At 38.0% G+C, this 22841-nt stretch carries 26 protein-coding genes and 1 pseudogene; 10 read left to right on the top strand and 17 right to left on the bottom strand.

Features of this window, described 5'->3' with window-relative positions:
- Positions 1-4: 4 nt before the first annotated feature.
- Complete coding sequence (locus tag G3O09_RS00115) at positions 5-793, top strand: cobalamin-binding protein (protein WP_163098844.1); 789 nt, start codon at positions 5-7, stop codon at positions 791-793.
- Between the two features lie 64 nt (positions 794-857).
- Here G3O09_RS00115 and G3O09_RS00120 read toward each other — a convergent pair whose 3' ends face one another.
- The 5 genes and pseudogenes from G3O09_RS00120 to G3O09_RS00140 form a co-directional block, all read right to left on the bottom strand.
- The gene (locus tag G3O09_RS00120) at positions 858-1553 is read right to left on the bottom strand and encodes a 3D domain-containing protein (RefSeq protein WP_163098845.1); all 696 of its coding nucleotides are present in this window, start codon (positions 1551-1553) and stop codon (positions 858-860) included.
- A gap of 176 nt (positions 1554-1729) precedes the next feature.
- The gene (locus tag G3O09_RS00125) at positions 1730-2053 is read right to left on the bottom strand and encodes a YuiB family protein (RefSeq protein ID WP_163098847.1); all 324 of its coding nucleotides are present in this window, start codon (positions 2051-2053) and stop codon (positions 1730-1732) included.
- 200 nt (positions 2054-2253) lie between these two features.
- Complete coding sequence (locus G3O09_RS00130; protein WP_163098849.1) at positions 2254-2382, bottom strand: YuiA family protein; 129 nt, start codon at positions 2380-2382, stop codon at positions 2254-2256.
- Between the two features lie 288 nt (positions 2383-2670).
- Positions 2671-3016, bottom strand: a pseudogene (locus tag G3O09_RS00135) (NUDIX domain-containing protein); the annotation flags it as partial.
- 131 nt (positions 3017-3147) lie between these two features.
- Positions 3148-4368, bottom strand: coding sequence for an NAD(P)/FAD-dependent oxidoreductase (locus G3O09_RS00140; RefSeq protein ID WP_163098853.1), 1221 nt, complete (start codon positions 4366-4368; stop codon positions 3148-3150).
- Positions 4369-4817: 449 nt separating this feature from the next.
- Here G3O09_RS00140 and G3O09_RS00145 point away from each other — a divergent pair, with 449 nt between their 5' ends.
- A complete protein-coding gene (locus G3O09_RS00145) occupies positions 4818-5813 on the top strand; it encodes an NAD(P)/FAD-dependent oxidoreductase (protein WP_163098855.1) in 996 nt (331 codons plus the stop codon).
- Between the two features lie 164 nt (positions 5814-5977).
- On the opposite strand, the gene G3O09_RS00150 is transcribed toward G3O09_RS00145, so the two are convergent.
- Entirely contained in the window at positions 5978-6340 is a 363-nt protein-coding gene (locus G3O09_RS00150; RefSeq protein WP_163098857.1) for a HesB/IscA family protein, read from the bottom strand.
- Positions 6341-6549: 209 nt separating this feature from the next.
- Here G3O09_RS00150 and G3O09_RS00155 point away from each other — a divergent pair, with 209 nt between their 5' ends.
- Complete coding sequence (locus G3O09_RS00155) at positions 6550-7242, top strand: DUF2225 domain-containing protein (RefSeq protein ID WP_163098859.1); 693 nt, start codon at positions 6550-6552, stop codon at positions 7240-7242.
- A 51-nt stretch (positions 7243-7293) separates the two neighbouring features.
- Here the strand turns inward: G3O09_RS00155 and G3O09_RS00160 are convergent, their stop codons facing one another.
- Positions 7294-7530, bottom strand: coding sequence for a YuzB family protein (locus G3O09_RS00160; RefSeq protein ID WP_205439584.1), 237 nt, complete (start codon positions 7528-7530; stop codon positions 7294-7296).
- A gap of 352 nt (positions 7531-7882) precedes the next feature.
- Between G3O09_RS00160 and G3O09_RS00165 the strand changes: the two genes are divergently transcribed.
- On the top strand, positions 7883-8950 hold the full coding sequence (locus G3O09_RS00165) for an NAD(P)/FAD-dependent oxidoreductase (protein ID WP_163098863.1): 1068 nt from the start codon (positions 7883-7885) through the stop codon (positions 8948-8950).
- Positions 8951-9590: 640 nt separating this feature from the next.
- Here G3O09_RS00165 and G3O09_RS00170 read toward each other — a convergent pair.
- Positions 9591-9914 (bottom strand): YuzD family protein, encoded by a 324-nt coding sequence (locus G3O09_RS00170; protein ID WP_163098865.1) that lies wholly within the window; start codon positions 9912-9914, stop codon positions 9591-9593.
- A gap of 131 nt (positions 9915-10045) precedes the next feature.
- On the opposite strand from G3O09_RS00170, the gene G3O09_RS00175 reads away from it, so the two are divergent.
- The gene (locus G3O09_RS00175; protein ID WP_163098867.1) at positions 10046-10282 is read left to right on the top strand and encodes a NifU family protein; all 237 of its coding nucleotides are present in this window, start codon (positions 10046-10048) and stop codon (positions 10280-10282) included.
- A 48-nt stretch (positions 10283-10330) separates the two neighbouring features.
- Here G3O09_RS00175 and thrB read toward each other — a convergent pair whose 3' ends face one another.
- The 5 genes from thrB to yutH all read right to left on the bottom strand — a co-directional run bounded on the left by thrB (position 10331) and on the right by yutH (position 15976).
- Complete coding sequence (thrB, locus tag G3O09_RS00180) at positions 10331-11251, bottom strand: homoserine kinase (RefSeq protein ID WP_163098869.1); 921 nt, start codon at positions 11249-11251, stop codon at positions 10331-10333.
- On the bottom strand, positions 11248-12309 hold the full coding sequence (gene thrC, locus G3O09_RS00185) for a threonine synthase (protein WP_163098871.1): 1062 nt from the start codon (positions 12307-12309) through the stop codon (positions 11248-11250). Before thrC ends, thrB begins: the two co-directional genes overlap by 4 nt.
- A complete protein-coding gene (locus G3O09_RS00190) occupies positions 12306-13604 on the bottom strand; it encodes a homoserine dehydrogenase (RefSeq protein WP_163098873.1) in 1299 nt (432 codons plus the stop codon). The genes thrC and G3O09_RS00190 overlap by 4 nt, the downstream gene beginning before the upstream one ends.
- Positions 13605-13913: 309 nt before the next feature.
- Positions 13914-14885 (bottom strand): 2-hydroxyacid dehydrogenase, encoded by a 972-nt coding sequence (locus G3O09_RS00195; protein ID WP_163098875.1) that lies wholly within the window; start codon positions 14883-14885, stop codon positions 13914-13916.
- 89 nt (positions 14886-14974) lie between these two features.
- Positions 14975-15976, bottom strand: a complete 1002-nt coding sequence (yutH, locus tag G3O09_RS00200) for a spore coat putative kinase YutH (RefSeq protein ID WP_163098877.1) — start codon at positions 15974-15976, stop codon at positions 14975-14977.
- 213 nt (positions 15977-16189) lie between these two features.
- On the opposite strand from yutH, the gene G3O09_RS00205 reads away from it, so the two are divergent.
- Entirely contained in the window at positions 16190-16687 is a 498-nt protein-coding gene (locus tag G3O09_RS00205) for a phosphatidylglycerophosphatase A family protein (RefSeq protein ID WP_163098879.1), read from the top strand.
- A 129-nt stretch (positions 16688-16816) separates the two neighbouring features.
- On the opposite strand, the gene G3O09_RS00210 is transcribed toward G3O09_RS00205, so the two are convergent.
- The 3 genes from G3O09_RS00210 to G3O09_RS00220 all read right to left on the bottom strand — a co-directional run bounded on the left by G3O09_RS00210 (position 16817) and on the right by G3O09_RS00220 (position 19702).
- Entirely contained in the window at positions 16817-17581 is a 765-nt protein-coding gene (locus G3O09_RS00210) for a TIGR01457 family HAD-type hydrolase (protein ID WP_163098881.1), read from the bottom strand.
- A 351-nt stretch (positions 17582-17932) separates the two neighbouring features.
- Positions 17933-18373: a DUF86 domain-containing protein gene (locus G3O09_RS00215; RefSeq protein ID WP_163098882.1), complete on the bottom strand. Its 441-nt coding sequence runs from the start codon at positions 18371-18373 to the stop codon at positions 17933-17935.
- Between the two features lie 21 nt (positions 18374-18394).
- Complete coding sequence (locus tag G3O09_RS00220) at positions 18395-19702, bottom strand: EAL domain-containing protein (protein WP_163098884.1); 1308 nt, start codon at positions 19700-19702, stop codon at positions 18395-18397.
- A 232-nt stretch (positions 19703-19934) separates the two neighbouring features.
- Here G3O09_RS00220 and G3O09_RS00225 point away from each other — a divergent pair, with 232 nt between their 5' ends.
- On the top strand, positions 19935-20201 hold the full coding sequence (locus G3O09_RS00225; protein WP_163098886.1) for a DUF3055 domain-containing protein: 267 nt from the start codon (positions 19935-19937) through the stop codon (positions 20199-20201).
- 65 nt (positions 20202-20266) lie between these two features.
- The gene (locus G3O09_RS00230; RefSeq protein WP_163098888.1) at positions 20267-20548 is read left to right on the top strand and encodes a cytosolic protein; all 282 of its coding nucleotides are present in this window, start codon (positions 20267-20269) and stop codon (positions 20546-20548) included.
- A 273-nt stretch (positions 20549-20821) separates the two neighbouring features.
- Here the strand turns inward: G3O09_RS00230 and G3O09_RS00235 are convergent, their stop codons facing one another.
- A complete protein-coding gene (locus tag G3O09_RS00235; protein WP_163098890.1) occupies positions 20822-21097 on the bottom strand; it encodes a YutD family protein in 276 nt (91 codons plus the stop codon).
- 115 nt (positions 21098-21212) lie between these two features.
- Here G3O09_RS00235 and G3O09_RS00240 point away from each other — a divergent pair, with 115 nt between their 5' ends.
- Together G3O09_RS00240 and G3O09_RS00245 are read left to right on the top strand one after the other, a co-directional pair.
- Entirely contained in the window at positions 21213-21839 is a 627-nt protein-coding gene (locus G3O09_RS00240) for a YhcN/YlaJ family sporulation lipoprotein (RefSeq protein ID WP_163098892.1), read from the top strand.
- Positions 21840-22058: 219 nt separating this feature from the next.
- Positions 22059-22802, top strand: a complete 744-nt coding sequence (locus tag G3O09_RS00245) for a sulfite exporter TauE/SafE family protein (protein ID WP_163098893.1) — start codon at positions 22059-22061, stop codon at positions 22800-22802.
- Positions 22803-22841 lie beyond the last annotated feature (39 nt).

Consider the following 22841-nt stretch of genomic DNA (forward strand, 5'->3'; position numbering starts at 1 on the left):
TTTTATGAAAATCATTTCATTATGCCCTAGCAATACTGAGATTTGTACTTATTTAGGAATTGAAAATACACTCATCGCAATTGATGATTACTCTGATTATCCCCCCCATATCCAACACTTGCCCAAGGTGGGCCCTGATCTGTCCATTAGGATGGATGAAGTAGAAGCTTTGGAACCAGATCTTGTGCTGGCATCTCTCAGTGTTCCGGGTATGGAGAAAAATGTGGAAGAATTAGTTGCTAGAGGTATTCCTCATCTCGTCTTAAATCCCCAAAGCCTTCAGGATATCGCAGACGATATACTCACTGTTGGAAAAGCGATTGGAGACGAGGATTTAGCGATAAAGAAGGCAAATGAATACTTGCAGACCGTTGAAAAGTATGCCAAGATATCAAAACAAATTGAGCATAAACCTACCCTTTATTGGGAATGGTGGCCAAACCCAATCTTTACTCCTGGAAAAGTTAATTGGCTTACGGAGATTAGTGAACTAGCAGGCGGGAGAAATATTTTTGAGGATGTTGAACTAGCAAGTGTCCAGACCACTCCAGAAGATGTTTTAAACCTCAATCCTGATTATATTTGCTTAGCATGGGTGGGCGTTCCATTAAAAAGGATACAACCGAAAAAAGTAAAGGAACGTCCAGGTTGGAGTGAAATGAAGGCCATCAAAGACGATAATATCTTTGTCCTTGAAGAGCCATTATATTGTAGGCCTTCTCCCAGACTGTTAGAAGGTCTTAAAAAACTTGCTGGCATTCTCCACCCCAAAGAATATAAAGCAATACTATAAGTAATACAAAAGGATGACTTTTAGATTGAGCAAATCAATCACGAGTCATCCTATTTTTATGGCACTATTCTTTTGATTTACCTAAATACTGTTGTCTAAACACTTGCAATTCTTCATTTTCGTTAAGTGCAGACAATTCTTGCTCTGAAAGACTGCCACTGCCCATCTGTACGACATAGACATCCAGTTGCTTCTTTCCCCATTCAGCGTATACCTCCTGGACAGTTTCAAAATATAAGTCCAGTTCATTTCCTTTAATTGCTCCACCTTTATCTGCCACTACTCCATATCCGTATCCTGGAATGAAAAGTATGGTACCAATTGGGTATATTCGTAAATCCGCTGCGATCGTGGAATATAAATCTCTTTTCACCTTTACTCCAGAGTATGTAATTCCATAGGATGGATGATTAGGACTTTTTCCAGTAGATTCAACTCCTGCCGTATACCCAGTAGCAGTGACTGTCGCTGTAGGGTATTGGCTGAAATCTATGGTATCTTCCAAAGTTTTCGGTCTTATTACCACTTCTTGTGAGGAAATCTCCGTCTTCATTGCGGATATATGTTTTACATATTTATAACCTAATGCTACCTGCCTGCCACTATGAGACTGTATCCCTTCATCACTAAAGCTTAAATAGGAATCGAAGGGAATCATCCTTGCTTCCACACCTGAAATCTGCAAATACGTGGACTGAATCGCTAACACAAATAAAATAGAAAACACGAGCTTTTTAATACCTATCTTTATTTTTTTCATATAGGTTGTTTCTTCACTCCTCTCACAAGAATATTTCTTTCCCAAAAAATAAGAAAATATTCAAATTGCATAAAAAAAGAGAGATTGTAAGAAATTACCTAATAGAATAATTGGATAAAAAATCCAATCAAAAAAACCTTCAACATCGTTGAAGGCTTTTTTTAAAAAGTAAGGAATTAGAACATTCTATAACCCATTTTACGGAGCAAACGAATCGTAACACCAGAAAGGATCGCCCCAACTAAACCACTTACTAAAATGATGATATCTGCCGCTGCTAACGAGGCGATTTTACCTGGAATTCCAGTAAAGGCTTCTGTTGGTGAATTGAAATACTTAATAAGTTTCATGTCATTAACAATATAGATTGCGATTAAAGGATAAAGGATGACCATGATCCATGATTGACGAAATAACATGTTCAATAGGAAACCAATTCCAAAAAATAAAATCAAGAATAATACTACAGATATAATAAGTATAGGTATCGACATTTGCATTGTATTTGGCCCCTCCCTAGAAGCATCAATACTAGTTTACTGATTGTTACAATGCTCGTCAATAAAGACCCAATATAATACACCAAAACGACAAAATTAATCAGAAAAGCGCAAGCGCCCTCGGAACAATCTAAAAGGCAGATTGTTCCTGCGAGGATTAAACACAAAAAAAACTCCTATTTAGGAGTTTAATTGTAACTCTACTTTTCTACTTTTTTTCCACTACCTCCACAGTAAGCGCACGTTTCAGAACCACCTAATAATAATTGGAAATATCCCTTCCCTGAACAATAATTACACGTTGTTGGTTTTGCTGTTGTCATGGTCATCACCCTCCAAAGAATTTAATTGAATTTTCTGATAATATATCAGATATTTTCTTCTTTGCAAACATCCATTTTTGGAGAAAAACCACTCATGTAAACGCATACAACTTGTTTTCTCTTCCTTTTTCTTTTGTTTTCTTAAATTTACTGAAAATTATAAAAATAATTTATATGCCGTATATCCAAAGTGATTCCCCGGATTGATCCCATCTAATGTTTCCATTGCTTTTTCCGATTTAAAGTTAATTAAATGATCCAGCATAATGGAATGGTTTTCACTTTTCATCAATTCTTCTGGAGTTAGAAAGGCGACATCAAAAAGCTCCCTTTCTTGAACCATAATGTTTTTATGTAATGGTTTCATAAGAAAAATTAACATATTGTCACTGATTTCTCCTCGGATTACCCCGCTCCTCATACCTACCAGCCCAATATTCTCTGCCTCAATACCTGTTTCTTCAAATACCTCTCTTTTAACTGCTTCATCTACCGTTTCATTTGCATTTACGAATCCTGCTGGCAAAGACCACATCCCTTTTAGACCACTGTATTTCTTCTTAACAACCAACCACTTTCCATCATCTGTAATGACTAGTCCTGCCACAGCCAGCCAAACGTTCTTGCGTTTTTCACTCATCGAATTTTACTCCCTTATTAGGTCTTTTCTTTATTCTATTAGAAAAACTCGCTGATTGGCGAGCCTTATGACAAAAGACAAAGAAATGAGAAAAAAATACCCTGTCCAAAATTGGACAGGGTATCCGTGTATTATAAAATGTTAAATTTACCTTTTTTCACTACTAATGATGGACCGCCAATCATATATAATGCACGGTTATCAATCATTTTTTTCATGAAGGAAGCTTTAGTACCTACAAGCTTTTTACCAAATACCGTTCCAATTGCATCGTCTTCACCTAGGGAACATACAGTACCTTTAATGTCAGGTGTGAATGTACCTAGTCCTTCTTCAGAGTTGCGAACAAGTGCAGTAAGGTTTTTTGCTGTTAACTCAGCTTGTTGCATTGCGATTTGAGCTGTTGGTGGATATGGTCGGTTAATCTCTTCATTGATGATAAGAGAGCAATCACCAATAATGAACATATCATCATGTCCTGGTACACGTAGATCAGGGTTAACTTTAACGCGTCCACGCATAGCCTCAATGCCTGATTTTTCGATTACAGAGTTACCTCTTACACCAGCTGCCCAAACTACCGTTCCAGCTTTGATTTCTTCTACTTCATTCTCGCCTTTAGCCACGATGATTCCGTTCGGAGTACATTCTTTAATAGCTGTTCCGATGCGGAATTCAACACCTTTTTTCTCTAGGTGAGAAACTGCGTATTTTACTAATTCTGGATCAAATCCAGGTAGAACCATTGGAGCAGCTTCTACACAAATGATTTTTACTTTATGGAAATCAATATCATAATCCTTACATAGCTCAGGCATACGGTTACCAAGTTCACCTAGAAACTCGATACCGGTAAAACCAGCCCCACCTACAACGATTGTTAAACGCTCTTCTTTTTTCTCTACATCTGTTCCGTATTGGGCAAACTGGTATTCGATATGCTCACGGATTTGGCGTGCTGAGTTGATGTTTGTAATAGAGAATGCATATTCCTTTAAGCCTTGGATTCCGAAAGTTTCTGGTTCTCCGCCTAGGGCAAGTACTAAGTAGTCATATGATACTTCGCCATTCTCTAAAACGACAACCTTTTGTTCAGTTTTTACTTCAACAACAGAATCTTGGATGAAATCAACCTTATGACGATCGATAACGTCCTTGATATCATAGCGTACACGGTCATGGTGCATTGTTCCTGCTGATGCCTCATGTAGCCAAGTTGTTTCGTAGTGATAAGGGTTTTTGTTAACCAGAACAATATCCGCTTCACTCACACCTAAAGATTTTTGCAAACGTACAGTAGTCAATAAGCCGCCATAACCAGCGCCAAGAATTACAATTTTCGGCTTTCTCAAGTGTATCACTTCCACCTTTTTAAGTAATTTTCTAGCGATGCTCTAAAATCCAATTCTCACCGCATATAACCTTATGCCAAAACGGAACATAATAATTTGTGATATTATTCACTAAACAATCCAAAAAAATGTTCGAAAATTGTCATAAAATATTTATCCTCTATAAATATTATATGCTTTTTTACTGTATTTCAAGTAAGAAAAGCAGGTTTTACTATTGTGAATATTACAAAAATAATCCTATCTACCTATAAATGTAGTCTTTACATTCTTCTAAATAAATACTTCATTATTCTATATGAAAGATAAAATTAAATAGGTCATAATATTTGTCTAATTCCGCAATTTTTTTCAACAATAGTTATTTTTTGAATCGTTTTCGAATAATTCTAACTTCTTTTATGATAGTATTAATTAGAGTGTCCATTTATTTATTGGGGGGATATGGTGTGAGAGAAGATCAAAAAATTTATGACATTACAATTATCGGTGGGGGTCCAACTGGATTATTTACCGCATTCTATGGTGGTATGAGGCAAGCTTCTGTAAAGATAATTGAAAGCTTACCACAACTTGGTGGACAGTTATCTGCCCTTTATCCAGAAAAATATATTTATGATGTTGCAGGGTTCCCAAAAGTACGTGCACAAGAACTCGTAAATAATTTAAAAGAGCAAATGGCAAAATTCAGTCCTACAGTTGCTTTAGAGGAAGCAGTTGAAAAGTTGGAAAAGCAAGATGATGGGGTATTCAAACTAACGACCAATAAAGCTACTCACTATTCCCGTACCGTTATCATCACTGCTGGAAACGGAGCATTCCAACCTCGCCGAATTGAGCTAGAATCTGCCGCTCAGTATGAAGGGAAAAACCTTCACTATTTCATTGATGATTTAAATCAATTTGCAGGTCAAAAAGTAATCGTATGTGGTGGGGGAGACTCCGCAGTGGATTGGGCCCTAATGCTTGAACCAATTGCAAAAGAAGTAACCATTGTTCACCGCCGTGATAAATTCAGAGCACATGAACATAGTGTAGATAACCTGAAAAATTCTAAAGTTATCATTAAAACACCATATGTCCCAACTGAATTGATTGGTGATGGAGAAAAAATTTCACAAGTCGTCCTTGAGGATGTAAATGGTGAAAATAAAGAAACGATCGATGTTGATTCGGTCATCGTGAACTTCGGATTTGTATCATCATTAGGCCCGATTAAAGAATGGGGCTTTGAAATTGAAAAAAATTCAATAGTCGTCAATTCAAAAATGGAAACCAATGTCCCTGGAATCTATGCGGCTGGTGACATCTGTACATATGAAGGAAAAGTTAAACTGATTGCTTGTGGTTTTGGGGAAGCACCTACAGCGGTCAATAATGCAAAGTCATACATTGATCCAAAAGCGAAGGTACAGCCATTACATAGCACCTCTATGTTTTCATAGAAAAGCGACATCGCCATGTCCTGTGGCGATGTCGGCACTACCACGTCCTGTGCGTCGTAGCTAGACACTGCTCTAACTTCAAAAGTAATGCTTTCGTATCTTTATAAAAAGAGCCAATTCAAGGTGAGGAAATTCTCCCATGGAATGGCTCTTTTTTATCATTCTTAACACTCTTCGGGCTTTCCTGCATTTGCAGCGGTTCTGAAAGAAGATCCACATCCACAAGTCGCAATGGCGTTTGGATTTTCGATCGTAAACCCTCCACCTAGCATGGATTGTTTATAATCAATAACCGTTCCCTTCAAAATTCCTACGTTTTCTTTTTCAACCAGAATCTTTACCCCATGTTGTTCAAATACAAGGTCATCAGCCCCTTGTTCTTGGTCAAATCCCATCCCATAGGAAAGACCGCTACAACCGCCACCTTTAATAGCAACTCTTATATATGAACCTTCTTCACCGTTAGCAATCATCATTTCTTTAATTTGCAATGCAGCTGCTTCTTTTAAAATAATGACTTCGTTCATCCTTTTACCCCTCCCTCACAAAAAATCTTCCTTTTCATATTAGTATATACCATAGTTTTTCCATTGCTCAAATTAACAGCATCTTTATGTTGGAAACCTAATATAAATTAGTAGTTCTTTAGTAATATCATTTACGCTATAATAAATTCATAGGTACTTTATACCATCAATACATTAGTAATTTAGTCACATCAAAAGGGTGATGCTTAATGGAAACGCTTGAACCATTATTTAATCGAAATCTCGATTGTCATATGTGTCGACATAAATTCACTTCTAAAAAAATAAGGTCAAAATTCGTAAAAGTGGATTCTTATGACACAGACTTTTGCCCTAGTTATAAAGAAGAGGAAATAAATGGGCTCCTATATAATATTTACGTCTGCCCTAAGTGTGGATTTTCATATTCAGATGATTTTTCAAAATACTTCCCACCCGGGACAAAAGAAGAAATTGCATCAAAAATTTGCACTCAATGGGTACCACAAGACTTTAGTGGGATTAGAACTATAGATGAGAGCATAAAAACCTATAAACTTGCCGCATATTGCGCTGGATTGAAAAAAGAAAAGTACATTGTGGTTGCGGGTCTATATTTAAGAATCGCGTGGTTGTACCGACTGCTTAAAAATAAAGATCAAGAATGCCGATTTTTAAAAGTGGCTATCGCAAACTATAATGAATCTTATTCGAGAGATGATTTTAAAGGCACTCAAGTATCCGAGGTCCGAATTTTATATTTGTTAGGAGAATTATCCAGAAGAGTTGAGGATATAGAAAAGGCGGTAAAATTCTTCTCAATGGTAATAGAGAGACAAAACCGATCCGTTGAAACAACACTTGTAGAAATGGCTAGAGAAAGATGGCATGATATTAGAGAATCACAAAAGAAAGCAAATTAGCAACTATAACGAAGGGTGACCCATAGTCATGGGTCACCCTCGTTTTCTATATTAAAACATTGGATTTTCATCCAAAAATACATAAATGTTTTCGACTAATTCCTCAGGAGTGTCACCTGTCACAATTTCTCCGTTAACCATTGCAAATAATCCAATTGCACATTTCCCACAATAGCCTAAACAGCCATATTCTAGGACGTCTAAATCTGGATCTCTTTCCAATATTTCAAATGCGCGTTGAGCTCCATTGGCTAAATTGCTAATACAAAATTCAATCATTGGGTTAATCACAATCGTTCACCTCTTTGGTTACCTTTCACTCATAAAACATGCTATCTTTTTTCTCTTTTTTCGTCAAATTTGTGTTCATTTAGATAGTAAGCGGGAATAGTACCAAAAAGGGATATTTTTATAGTCCATTCTGCAATATCCCTACCCCAACATTTCCATTAAGGTGTTGTGATTTTGGTACAAGTTCGATATACTTTTTAAGGGAATTTGTAAAGTAACATGTCTTATTTTGATATAAGTTACTACTGTATTCGGTCTCGATTTATTATTTATAAACTACGAATTTATCATTACTTTTATATTTTAAATTGCGAGCAGCTTGATATATTTCACTAAAGGGGACTTTCACATGAAAAACTTAGTGCTTTTAGGTGGTGGTTATGGAGGAATGAGAATTCTTCATCGCCTGCTACCGAATCAGTTACCTGAAGATGTTACGATCACATTGATCGATCGAAATCCGTATCACAGTTTAAAAACGGAATACTATGCATTGGCTGCTGGAACAATCCCTGACAATCACATCCGTGTAGCTTTCCCTGAACACCCTAGACTAAAGTATGTTTCCGGCGAAGTTGAGTCAATTGGGATGAATGAAAATAAAGTATATCTAAAAGACAATGAGCCTGTCGAATATGATGACTTAGTTATAGGTCTTGGATGTGAAGATAAGTATCATAATGTACCTGGTGCTGACGTTTATACATACAGTATCCAGACCATCGATAAATCCCGTAGGACTTACCAGGCTTTGAACAATTTAGGCCAGGGTGCAAACGTTGCCATAGTAGGGGCAGGGCTCAGTGGAGTCGAATTGGCAAGTGAACTTTGTGAAAGCAGACCTGACTTAAAAATCAAAATCTTTGATAGAGGAGAGCATATTCTTTCTTCATTCTCTCCAAAATTAAGCTCCTATATTGAAGAATGGTTCCATAAAAACGGTGTGGAAGTCATTAACCACTCAAACATTACAGCTGTCGAGGAAAATCTTCTGTATAACCATGGAGAACCTGTCCCATGTGACGCAATTGTATGGACAGCAGGTATTCAACCGTCCAAGATCGTACGTGATATGGATGTTGAAAAGGATTCACAAGGCCGCGTGGTTCTAACTCCACAACATTTCCTACCTAATAAGGATAACGTTTTCGTGGTAGGAGATTGCGCAAGTCTCCCTCATGCACCAAGTGCACAATTAGCGGAAGGACAAGCAGAACAAATTGTCACTGTCTTGTTAAAGAAATGGGCTGGAGAACCACTTCCAGATAGCTTTCCTGCCATTAAGCTAAAAGGTGTGTTAGGATCACTAGGGAAAAAACAAGGATTTGGATTAGTTAATGATCGAGCTATTACTGGACGCGTAGCCCGCTTACTAAAATCTGGTATTCTTTGGATGTATAAATATCATAATGGTTGATTCAATGGGCGGGGGATTGTTCCCTCGCCTTTTATCTTAAGGACTAGCGGATTTATCCACGAAAAAAGTCTTTTATCCACTTTCTGAGGCTCTTATCCACTACAGGTCCCGGTTTTTCCTTCAGTTTGCAGCTCCCACAACATCCTCTATCTAGTTACCCCCATTTTATCCACCACTTAACCTCGGATATCGTACACTTACACCTGGATACCCTTCACTTTTGAAAATTTATCCTTCACATTTTCTTAATATCCGAGTTTTATCCACGGAAAAAGTCTTTTATCCACTTCCTGAGGCACTTATCCACTACAGGTCCCGGTTTTTCCTTCAGTTTGCAGCTCGCGCAACATCCTCTATCTAGTTACCCACATTTTATCCACCACTTACCCTTGGATATCGTGCACTTACTCCTGGATACCCTTCACTTTTCACGAAAACCCTTAAAATATCCTTCACTTGGTATTCGTTATCCACTTCTTTATCCAATTATCCAGCACTGGATAATTATATTGTTCACTTTAATCATTTACCCTTCACTCACTCCCGGATTCCCTGCACCCTCCACTTTTCGACAGTAAAAATGAGTTTCCAAAATAAAAGAGGAATGACCCAAGTTCAATAGGTTCATCCCTCTCAATGTTTATGCTTTATATCCGTACTTCTCCATTTCCGCAGCGACGGTTTTTAGTTTTGGATTTCCTTCCCCCACTATTTTTCCGTTAATGACCACTACTGGATAAAACAGATCTTCTTCAATGACCCGCTTTGCGAATTCTGCTTTACCAGGATGTTGTTGCTCTTTATGTATATCGATGTAACTGATTGAAAAAGGCTGCTCAGGAAACTTTCTAGACAATGCAGCTTGGAGCCATTCATATGTCTCTATGGAAGAAGGTAAGTTTACACAGCTTGGGCAAACTACTTCTGTTCCATAGACTTCGATTTCTAATTGTTCATTGACCATTACTCTTCGCTCCCCTTGGTTTAAGTTTCTCCTACCCTATATTGTACTGAAGTCTATAACGAATCTCAATTTTGTTTGTGGATTTTTCAGATGGGAGTGATTATAATAATATTAGGAAAGGAGCGATTTAAATGTCTGAACAAACAATGGTAGAACAAGTACAAGAAGTACTTGATAAGCTTCGTCCGTTCTTGCTTCGTGACGGAGGGGATTGTGAATTAGTAGACGTGGAAGATGGCATCGTTAAGCTTCGTCTTCTAGGCGCATGCGGAAGCTGTCCGAGCTCTACAATCACTTTAAAAGCTGGTATTGAGCGCGCTCTTCTTGAAGAAGTACCTGGCGTAGTTGAAGTTGAACAAGTATTCTAATTGAAGAATGACGATATAATAAAAAGGCTAAAGCCGTTCATTCGGGCTTTAGCTTTTTATTATTTTTGCGATTGGTATGGTTACACTACCATCGTGATCAACTTGGAGTTTCATCACACGATCTTCAGGAAATTGGGCTTGCAAAGCATGAAATACCGCATCAGCCTCCCCTATTCCGCAGAACGCCACTATAGTAGGTCCAGCCCCACTTAGTGCAACTCCAAAAGCCCCAGCTTCTAGAGCCACTTTTTCTGCCACTCCCAAATGTGGTACTAACATTCTTCTATAAGGCTGGTGAAAACGGTCTTCACTCATCATCTTCCCTGCCAAAGTATAATTCTTCGTTAACAAGGCGGCCAGAAATGTATTGGCGATTGCACTTGCCTTAACCCCTTCATCATATGAAAACACTGAAGGGAGCACTGCTCTCGAATGGGTTGTTAATAGTTCATACTTCGGAATAAGAGCAACAATGTCCACTCCGTCTAATGGAAGAGCCATTAGGTTGGTTTCTTCGTTCAGTTGAACACCAACTACCAATCCTCCTAATACAGAAGCACCTGCGTTGTCTGGATGCCCCTCCATGTCCGAGGCCAAATGAGCTTTTTCTTCCTTAGTTAATCCTAATCCGCATAAAACATCTGCTAGTTCCACTCCAGCTACTATGGCAGAGGCACTACTCCCTAGTCCCCTAGTCAATGGGATTTCATTAGATACTTTCAATGTACAAGCAGGGAGTGTCTTACCAAATTTACTTGAGATTTTTTTTGCGACTAAAAAAATATAGTTCTGATCATCTCGTGGAAATTCCTCAAGATCCTCTGTCATAGGGATTACCTGATAATGCTCACTCTCATAAACGTCAACTGATAAGTATAGGTTCAATGCTAGACCAATGGAATCGAAACCTGGCCCCAAATTAGCAGTGCTTGCTGGTACATGGATACTAAACATCTTTCCATCGTTCATCGTAATGCAACGCCTTGCAAATGATTGAAAATCACTTTTTCATCCATTGGGAGAAGTGTTGGCTTTATATGACTATATTCAACAGCCACATTCGGATCCTTCAAACCGTTCCCTGTTAAGACCGCTACAATCCTGCTACCTTTTGAGATTTCCCCAGTCTGTAATTGCTTCCAAACACCAGCTATAGAAGCACATGAAGCGGGTTCTGCAAAGATTCCTTCCTTTCGTGCTAACAGTTGATATGCCTCTAATATCTCTTCGTCGGAAACCTCATCCACTTTTCCATTGGATTCATTGACAGCATCGACTGCGAAGCTCCAGCTAGCAGGATTTCCAATCCGGATTGCGGTTGCAATCGTCTCAGGATTTTCAAAAACCCTGTTATGGACAATAGCGGCTGAACCAGCAGCTTCAAAACCTCTCATTTCAGGGAGACCCTTTTTCTTCACTTCATTGTATTCCTTGAATCCCTTCCAATACGCCGTAATGTTCCCTGCATTCCCGACAGGAATAGCCAATATGTCAGGAGCATTTCCTAATACATCACAAATTTCAAAAGCGGCTGTTTTTTGTCCTTCGATCCGATAAGGGTTTACAGAGTTCACTAAGGAAATCTGGGATTTATCACTGATACCTCTTACAAGTTGCAAGGCTTGATCAAAATTCCCGTCAATGGATACAATTTCGGCACCATACATAACAGCTTGAGCAAGTTTACCCATTGCCACTTTCCCATTAGGAATAACAATGACACAGCGTAGGCCAGCCCTCGCAGCATAAGCAGCAGCAGCAGCTGATGTATTGCCTGTAGAGGCACAAATGATAGAGTCACTCCCCTCCTCAATTGCCTTAGCAACAGCCATGACCATACCTCGGTCTTTGAAGGACCCTGTAGGATCTGCCCCTTCATATTTAACATATAACTCTACTCCCCACTCCTTAGACAGCTTCTCGCATTTGACTAAGGGTGTATTGCCCTCCAATAAGGAGAGAGAAGGTGTCTTTTCTGTGACGGGCAAATAATCTCGATACTCACGGATTAAGCCTTGCCAACTCATAAACCTCCCACTCCTTCTACCCGATATGTACTTTTAATTACTATGACTTTTTCATAGTCTTGAAGCTTTTGTAGGATTTCTTCAAAATTCTGTTGGGAGGCAAGGTGTGTAACGAGTACAAGTTCTGCCATTCCTTGCTCTTTTAAAGGGAGCTGCAAGATTTTTTCGTAACTGACACCATATTCTGAAAAGATGGTTGTAATGTTTGCAAACACTCCTATTTCATCTTTCACATGCAATCTAACAAAATACTTTGAATAAATTTCCGAAGGGCATTTTAAATTCTTTTCGTATTGAGGCGCCACCGCACTTCTGCCATTTACACCAAGTCTCATATTCTTCATAACCCCAACTAAGTCTGAGACAACCGCTGTTGCTGTGGGAAGGCTTCCAGCCCCTGGCCCATAAAACATCGTTTCTCCTACCGCTTCCCCATATACATAGACAGCATTGTATTCATCGTTGACCGATGCAAGCGGGTGAGTTTCTGATAACAAAGTGGGCTGAACGCTCACTTCCACTTTTTCACCTAAACGTGAGGCGATTCCGATTAACTTCATCGTGTAGCCTAATTTTTTGCTATAATCCAGATCCTCTTCTGAGATTTCAGTAATCCCCTTTACTTTAACATCATCCAAATCAATGTTCATGGAAAAGCCTAATGTAGCTAGAATCGCCATTTTCCTAGCTGCATCAAGTCCCTCAACGTCAGCAGAAGGGTCACTCTCTGCATAACCTAGCTCTTGTGCTTCTTTTAATACCTCTTCATAAGCACTTCCATATTTGCTCATTTTTGTCAGGATAAAGTTAGTCGTCCCATTCACGATTCCCATCATCTTTGTGATTCGATCTGATGCAAGTCCATCTACAAGACTACGTAAAATCGGAATCCCACCCGCTACGCTTGCCTCATAGAATAAGTCGCAATCGTTGGCAGTCGCTTCCGCTAATAATTGAGGACCATACAAGGCCATTAAATCCTTATTCGCTGTTACCACATGCTTGCGATTACGGACTGCTTTTAATAAATACTCCTTCGTATGTTCAACTCCCCCCATAACCTCAATGATGACATCAATCCCTGAGTCTTCGAGAATCTCATTAGGGTCAAGCGTAAGCTTTGAAGGCTCGACAAAAGCTAATCTCTCTTTAGTTAAATCTTTTACCAATACCTTTTTGATATGTACAGGACAGCCAATTTGGTGCATTAGTTTATCTTGGTGGTTCTCAATGATTTTCACTACACCAGATCCGACTGTACCTAATCCTAATAAACCGATTGAAATTGCTTCCATCCTTTATTTCCCCCTCAAGTGTTCGTTCTGAAAATACATTTGTTTTTCTATAGTAGACATTATATTCTCGTTATCTCATTATTACAATAGTCAAAAAAATTTACAATCCTATGTAAACGCTTACTCTTAGGGGGAGAAAGGAAAATTTTTTTTTCCAAAAAATTCGATGATTTAAACCCTTTATTTGTGTGGGGTTATGCTAGGTTTATAAAGATCTATTCAAATCGTACAAAAAAGGATGGCAAGATACCTCTTTTTAAGAGGATCTTGCCATCCTTTTCAATCTCACTTTTTCAATTAATCGTATGATTAACTTGAAGTCACTTTTGTACGAGGCTCTTTTCCAGTTAATACACGCTCAACATTCTCAGCGCATAGTTTCATCATGGTCTCCCTAGTTTCCGTACTGGAGCTACCGATATGGGGAAGTGCTACTACATTGTCCATACATAAGAGAGGATGGTCTGCCCCTATAGGTTCCACCTCGAATACGTCTAGTCCTGCAGCTGCGATTTCCTTGTCAATTAGTGCTTCATATAAATCTCCTTCTTTAACGACGGGACCCCTAGCAGCATTGATGAAAATTGCTGTTCTTTTCATACTTTGAAATGCCTTCAGGTCAAACAAGTGAAATGTTTCTTCCGTTAAAGGAGTTAAGCATACAATAAAATCTGAGGTTTCAATTAAATCCTGGAATTCACAGTACTTCGCACCCAATTGTTCTTCTGCACGAAGTTTCCTATTGCGATTATAGTATAAAATCTCCATGTCAAATCCTTTTGCCCTTTTTGCTACTGCCTCGCCAATCGACCCCATTCCCACAATGCCAATCGTTTTGTGATGTACATCATGGCCAGCCATTAGTAAGGGACTCCAGCTTTTCCATCCTCCACTTTTCACGAGATCCACTGCTTCAGAGATTCTCCGTGCGGTCGCCATAAGCAATGCAAAGGTTAAATCAGCCGTTGTATCAGTCAATACATCTGGTGTGTTACAGACAACGATGCCTTTATCAGAAGCTGCCTTTATATCAATATTATCAAACCCTACTGCCAAATTAGCCACAACCTTTAAAGATTGTGATACATTCAGTAGTTCTTCATCAATTTTATCGGAAAGCATGGTGATCAATGCGTCCGCTCTTTTTGCCTCATTCATTAAAATATCCCTTGGCACGGGTTGGTCTTCTTCCATCCACATCTCAACTTGAAACTTTTCTCTCAAGGGTCTAATGATATGCTCTGATAATTTTCTAGTAATAAAAATATATGGGTTTTCCAATGGTTTGACTCCTTCCAGCTTAAATACCAATGTAGTTCTATTTTCATGATATCATAGCGGAAAGTCAAAACGTACATTTGCAGATTATGCTAAAGCCAATCGACTTTAGCGATTTTTAATTTATTTACAGGCACCTGCGAAATTTCAAAATATCGTTTTAAGAAATCTTCATAATAATGTGATTGAACCAGAATTTGATTGAGGTGTTCCTCTAATGAGTTCTTTCTAGTTTCAGATACATTCAAATAATATTCCTCAACAGCCTCAAAATAGTGTACAGGAAACAGAAGTCTTGCATAGGTCAGGCTCCATGAAAATGCAGATAGTTCTCCTAATGATCGATAATCGGTACTGAATTGGTTCAGTCCTGGCTGATACGTGTGTACGTTCGAAAAATAATGCTGCCTGGACCATTCTGCAATATCACGTGCACCATGATCGAATACCCAATCAAATGGATTTTTAACACAATAGCTTCCTGTCCAAAGTTCATTATGAAACCTTTCATGACACACTGTTCCAGCATCCATTCCGGTTGTTTCTTGATCAATTTCTGTGTCGACTAAATATTGAATCGCATTTTCACCTAAAGACATATAATAGGGGAAAGAATCCACGAAGTTCTTTTCAAATTCATTGGTAGGATGGGAATGAAGTTTATCTCTCCACACATTTTCAAGTTGATCGAGCCTCTTCTCCCACATTTCCTTCCAGTTACCTATTCGATTGCATTTCTTGATTGGTTCAGCAAAAGTCCTTCCGCGATGATGGAACTTCGCAAGCTTCCTTCCAAGTTTAACTGGCCGTGATTCTATGAGACTTCGGTTTCCTAGAAGCAGAAATAGATTTTCACCTTCAGCGGAAATATAGGACCCTTGGTTTGATAGGATAAACTCAGAAACGTAGCTATCTCCTTGCTTAAGCATAAACTGTGATAATTTAAGACGTTCGGACAATTCTTCTTCATCGATAGTGCTTAATGGAATGACCGTATAAAGGACTTCACCTGAGCGAAAGCTTTGATAACGATCAGAAGACTCCCTTCTCTCAAGCACAATTCCATATTGATTAAAAATGGCTTCTTGAAGCATATTCTTCCCCCCTAGTCCTTCCAGTCAAAGTGTAGGTTTGCTAAAAAAGGACACTATAACTCATATATATGTACTTGTTAATTTTATTTGCACGTTTTCTAGCATAAATGAAATCATGGAATGTTTCGTGGATTATTTTAATAAACAATAGAAAAGGTCTATATTTTTCCTATTGAAAGATGTTTCTTAAAATACACTTAAAAGGTGATGTAAATGGCAGATAAACCAGTAAATCTTTCAGAACAGACGGCACGAAAGTGGTTGCATGAGAGAGGTGTAACGATTCAGGATATTGCCGATTTAGTGATGTATTTACAAAGTAAATACCATAAGGAATTAAAGATGGAAGACTGTATTCACAATGTTGAACGTGTATTATCAAAACGTGAAGTTCAAAATGCGATATTAACGGGAATCCAGTTAGATATGCTTGCAGAAAAGAAACTATTAGAGGAACCTCTTCAATCCATCGTCGAAATCGATGAAGGGTTATATGGAGTGGATGAAATCTTAGCCTTTTCCATCGTAAACGTGTATGGTTCCATCGGCTTTACGAACTACGGCTATATCGATAAACAAAAACCAGGTATTTTAAAGGATTTAAATGATAAGAGCACCGGTAAATGTCATACTTTCCTAGATGACATCGTAGGGGCGATTGCAGCTGCAGCATCAAGCAGACTTGCACATCGAGTCAATAATGTGGAGTAATAAGAAAAGAGGAAGCGCCTCGCTAATCCGACTAGCGTCCAAGATAGACACTGATTTAGCTTTATAAAGGATTTTCTTAACCTAATAAAATGGAGGGTGATCATTCATTCACCCTCCTTCATGTTTCTCTTAAAACTTCCAATCTGACAAAGAATGAACTACATAAGTAGGTTGTTGTTTATATCCCTTCAACAATTCTACGGTTGTCACGCCAGTATGTACTAAAAGAGTATCCATTCCCGCATTCATTCCAGCCAAAATATCTGTATCATAATTGTCCCCAACCATGAGTGTTTCTTCTTTTTTTGTACCCAATACCTTTAATGCCTGTTCCATAATGACTGATTCAGGCTTTCCAATAAAAATAGGCTTGGTTTGTGTAGAAACAGCTACGACGGATGTTAATGATCCATTTCCAGGTAATAACCCACGTTCTGTAGGAATGGCAATGTCACCGTTTGTAGAAATAAACGTAGCTCCGTTTCTTACCCCTAAGCATGCTTTTGCAAGCTTCTCATAATTAATTCCTCTGTCAATGCCCATCACGACAAACTCCGGCTTTTCATCGACAAGAGTAAATCCCTTTTCTTCAAGGGCTGTAATAATTCCTTCCTCACCTACAACATAGACCGTAGCATCTTGCTTTTGCTGATAAATGTAATTAGCAGTAGCTTGACTAGTTGTAAAAACTTGATTTTCTTCTGTCGGGATATCAAAAGAACATAATTTTTCCGCAACCTGTCCTGGGGTTCGAGAGGAATTATTCGTCACGAATAAATAAGGCAGTCCTTGTTTTCTCAAATCGTGAACAAACTGAGCTGCTTCTTCAATCTTTTCAGTACCTCTATACATGGTTCCATCTAAATCAATTAAATATCCTTTATACTGTTTCATCAAAAATCTCTCCTTATCAATCCATAACCAATACTTTAGCACAAAAAGCTTGCCATGTTTAATGGTGAAACCTAGGACAAGCAATATCATTCGATGTACAACGATGTCTTTCTTCCGCTATTCCATTTTAAAGGAAAGCTCTGTTAAAACTTATAGTTGATTGGAGTGGAAGGCGCTCGACTCCTGCGGAATCAGCGGGACAGGTGAGACCCCCCAGGCGCAGTGCGCAGAGGCTCACCGCCCGTCCCGCGGAAAACGAGTGACTGAAACGGAAATTAACATCCCCGTTCAACTGAGCCTAAAGTAAAAAAAATCTGCAAGTGTTTTTAGCTTGCAGATTTTCCAAGAGACTCATTCAGCTTTAAAAGCGGAAACCGGTCCCAATTCATTATTCAAATAGGTTCGAATTGCTTCAGAGTATTTTTGAAAAGAGCTAACATGTGATTGGACGGCTTGTAAAAGCTCTTCACGATCTACTTCTGTGTAATCCTGCACCAATTTCTTCCGTAAAGGAATGAACGCTTTAAAAGAGGCAGCCAATTCGGAATCAATGACTTTCTCATCCAAAAGGATATCCACAATATCCTCATAGCTTCCAGGGTCTCTCATAATGAAGCCATCAATCATAAGATTACCAACATCAAGAACTGAATCAATCATCATATGTACAATGCGTTCCAATGCAAGTGTGCCCAACTGGGATTGCCAATCTTCCCCTCTTAAATAGGTTTCGATTTTTGCCTCAAGAAACTTTAGCGTATTTTCAATTTTTTGTCGGTCGACAAAATACATGCCCTTACACCCTTTCCATATCTACGATGATATTTTTACCTTTTCGTCGATTTTGGCTGGTCGAGCATAAAAATAACCTTGTGCTAAATCAACATTATTTTTTGATAATACCATAGCTTCCTTTTCGCTTTCAATTCCTTCAGCAACAACGAGGGATCCTGTTTCCTTTGCAATTAGGAGCAATCCTTTAAGCATGGATTCCTTTACTGAGTTATTATCAATATTATTGATTACACTACGGTCGATTTTAATGATGTCTGGCATTATCTCATTGATTGTATGGAGACTTGCATATCCTGCACCTGTATCATCCACTGCAAACCTCAATCCAATTGCTCTAAGCTGCTTAATATTTCCCATTAATAGGTGAATTCCCTCAATGGAGTCTCTTTCTGTAATTTCTATGACAATTTGGGAAGGATGTACATCTGGATATTGATTTAAAGCTCGTTTAAAGTCCTTTACAAAATGGGCATGTCCTACAGTGACAGGTGTAAAGTTGATAAATACGTTCTGTTCAGAGCCATTTAACATAATTTGCTGTAAGGTCTTCTCTAATACAATCAGTTCCAACTCATATAGCATCCCTGTTTGTCTGGCTACTGCAAACAGGCGCAATGGATTTTCTAGGTCTGTATTAGCCGGTCCTCTTGTTAATACTTCATATGCCTTTATTTCTCTTGTGGCAACATTAAAAATAGGCTGAGCCAAAAGTCTTATATCTTTAGAATTGATAATTTGACTCATCGTGTAGAGCATATGATTGAATTGAGTTTGAATTTTCTTTTCAGCCATAGCCACAGCTTGTTCATGAGCAATGCTAATCGATTCTTCAATACTATAGTACCTTTTTTCAATGAACATATAGCCTGTATTAAATACAGCGGTTACTTGTGGGCATGGCCTTTTCATGGAAGCTTCCAAGATTTCAATGACCTTTTGGGACTTACTATCGATTTCATCCAGTCTTTGCTTTTGAGGATCTATTTTAAGCATTAATGTTAATCCTTCGCTCTGGTAGTCATGAAGGATTAGGATATCGTCCTCATTAATGATAAGTTTTATTGCCTGCAGAAACTCATTTTTAAGATGATATGTATAATTACGAATACCAGAATTACCTATCTTTTCTATTAATTCTTTTAGATTTTGTATATTAAATACTATGACAGCGACTTCGTACCCACTAGAAAAAGCATCCTTGACGCTTGATACAATAGGATTCCTTATTATAAATTGTGGTGGATAATATCGAAGTTTTTTTTGCGGAAGAAATATTTTCATCCAGTTAATCCAACTATTCCTTTTAAAGTGGTTTATAGATGTCATTATGCTCATTCCTTCCAAGTCGCCAATATGTCCGAAACAGTTTGTATGACTATTCTATCATATTACTAGGAAGAATTGGCAGACTTTTCGACATTGTCGAAATTCCTCTAGGAATATATTACGATAGCGGCTATTCTGTCTTAAGCACATGACGAAAAAACACCTGTCTGTTAAAATTAAGAGAATAAACGTATACAAATAAAGGACTTCAAATTCGAAAGGAATTCACCAAATGGAAGAACGCATTTATTTATACAATGATTTAGAACAAACAAAAACTCGATTTGTAAGCTTTGTAGGAACAAACAAGCGGTTTGATTTAGCCATTACCTCTTCTTCGCGATTTTACGGTAAACAGCTTGTATTAGATTTACAAAGCAATGTTTTTGCAATCATAGGTCCAGATGACCTGGAGGAAGAAGGATATATTGAATATGCTTTTAGAATGTCTGAGGAAGATGCAAATGAATTGATCTCATTTTTATCCGAAATCATCTAAGGATAATGAAGACATAGCGGGAAATACTAGTGAACATACCACTAATTTATTTTCCGGAGGCTACTATGACAGAAGAAAAAGAAAATTATCATGACTTTACCAATGTAGAAGCCCAAAGAAATTACTTATTTCCTGAAACAATGCCTGAGGGTCCATACGGCTCTCCTCGTGGAAAGGATGTGCCTGTGCAAAATAAAAGCACACCGTGGAAAGAGGGACAAAGGTATCATAGTGCCTTTAACTTTGAGAACAAAACACTCCATGAAGACTTGCCACGTCAAATGGAAGGTGCCCATCCACCCCATGATGATCCAGATCGGGATTCACAGGAACCTTTTAATAAATAAAACAGACCTTTCATATGTGGAAAATGTAACCCAGTATAATGGGAAATAGAAAAAGGATAGCTGAGCAGTTATAAAATCTGCTTAGCTATCCTTTTTGATATTATATATGACCAATTTACCACTCTTGTGGTTCAAACAATCATTATCCTTTTTATCTCAAAAAAACGCATTTAAAAGTACACCACTGAAAAAAAATGGTGTACTCATTTTAAACTAATGTACGACATTAAAGTCCAGCAACTTTAGTTTTACAATTCAAATTACGGCTTTTCATTACTTCTTTACTTTTTTAACCACAAAATACGGACATCCGAAGTTACAGTATTCATAAAGGTATTCTGATAAAGTACTGATTTTGGTATCGAAAGAAGCTTTTTGATTTTGATCGTCGAAAAAACCTCTCAGCCTTAATTGTCCGTATCCCCAATCACCCACGATGTAGTCATATCTATTCAGTATTTCACTATATCTGGCCTTAAAGGCTTCCTCATTAAAACCTTCTCGATAATTCTCCATGATTTCATAAGTATAGTTTTGAACTGTGATCATACTTTCACCTCACATATCTCCAACTTGTTTCTTAAATTATAACTTATTCCCCATCAATTACTAAGGGATTTTTCTTCTTTAATGGTCATGCTACTAATGTAGGAGGTGTTTACTGATGATAAAAAAATCATTTATCGTAATTGGAATCAGTTCGATTGTTGCTTTAACAGCTTGCTCCAATAGAATGGCTGAAGAAGATTTTAGAAATTCTGTTTCTCCAGCAAAAGTTAGCTCACCATCACAGGTTTATGATGAGGACTATCGCGGAGTTAACACAGATCAAGAAGATTTCGGTTTCATCCGTCTTCAAAAGACATCCGTTGATAATAAAATGACAAACACAATGACTCCAGGAATTGACCGTGAACAGCTTGCGGATGTCATTACTCGACTTAGTTTACAGCTTCCAAATATTGACGATGTTTCGACTTTGGTTACCGATGAAGAAGTATTGGTTGTTTACGACACTCATGCAAATAACCGAGTTGAATCTGCAGATCAGGTTAAGAAGACTGCAATGTCGGTTGTTCCACGATACTACCATGTGTACGTAAGTGATAACCCTGCTTTATCTCAGTATATCGAAAATTATAGTACTTTGGAAACCGACAGCCCTAATGTTCAAAGCATGATTGATAAAACGATCAAAGAAATGAAAAAATCACCGCAAGGTCGCGACGTTGGAAATTACGAAGATGAAAATGGTGCTCAGCAAGGTGAAAAAATGAACATGACCAAATAGTATGTAAGGGGGCCGTCAGCTAGCTCCCTTTTTTTCGTTGTTATCTTCATGTTATTTTAAAAAAGCCTGTCTTTTTCCTATTCCTAATCTCATTAATTCTTCTAAGTTCTCAAGTTCCATGTTGAAAACATTTGTATATAACCATTGATAGGATTGGGATCGCTATTTATAATTAGATAGTTACAACATTCGCTCTTGCAGTTGAAAGCGGGGAAAAAGATGGATGCTTTATTTTTTATTTTAATCTGTTTAGGAACATTATCCGGTTTTATTGGTACGTTAGCGGGTGGAGGGGGATTAATTACGCTTCCAGCTATGATGTTGATTGGCGTACCAATTCAGATGGGGATAGCCACGAATAAATTTGCCACCGCTTTTGGAGCTTTGACTAGTGTTTCATATTTATTCAAGAGTAAAACTTTAGAAATCAAAACCATTTTATTAAATTTATTTTTAGGGATTTTTGGTGGTGTTTGTGGTGCACTTGTCACCACTAGCATTTCAGAGAAAACAATGAATGTCATTGCCATGATCTTATTGGCTTTTGCACTATTTGTAACTCTAAGAAGTAAAAAATGGGTTTCCCAGGTTGAAGGAGTTTCGGACTCTGCTTCTTTTAAGTCTAATATCATTTTATTTTTTATTGGGTTATATGATGGTGGATTTGGACCTGGCTCAACTACATTTGGAATCATTCACTTCATGGGTAGAAATTTCAACTATGTAAAAGCTGTTCAACTTACTCGAGTTGTCATTCTTGGAAGTTGCGTAGGGGCTTTTATCGTCTTTTATCAAACAGGTTTTGTTGAATGGCATTACGCGATTGGAATGGCGATAGGATCTGCTATTGGTTCACAATTAGGCATGGCTGCACTTCCCCATGTTCCACTAAAAGTTGCCAAATCCTTACTTTTAACTATTTTGTTCTTATTGATTGGACAACTAGTATTTAAAATGGTCTAAATGAAATACAAAGAGGATCATGAAATGGGATACTATCCC

Origin of the sequence: Peribacillus alkalitolerans (assembly GCF_010882125.1) — a bacterium.
In the GTDB taxonomy this organism is placed as follows: domain Bacteria; phylum Bacillota; class Bacilli; order Bacillales; family DSM-1321; genus Bacillus_BN; species Bacillus_BN alkalitolerans.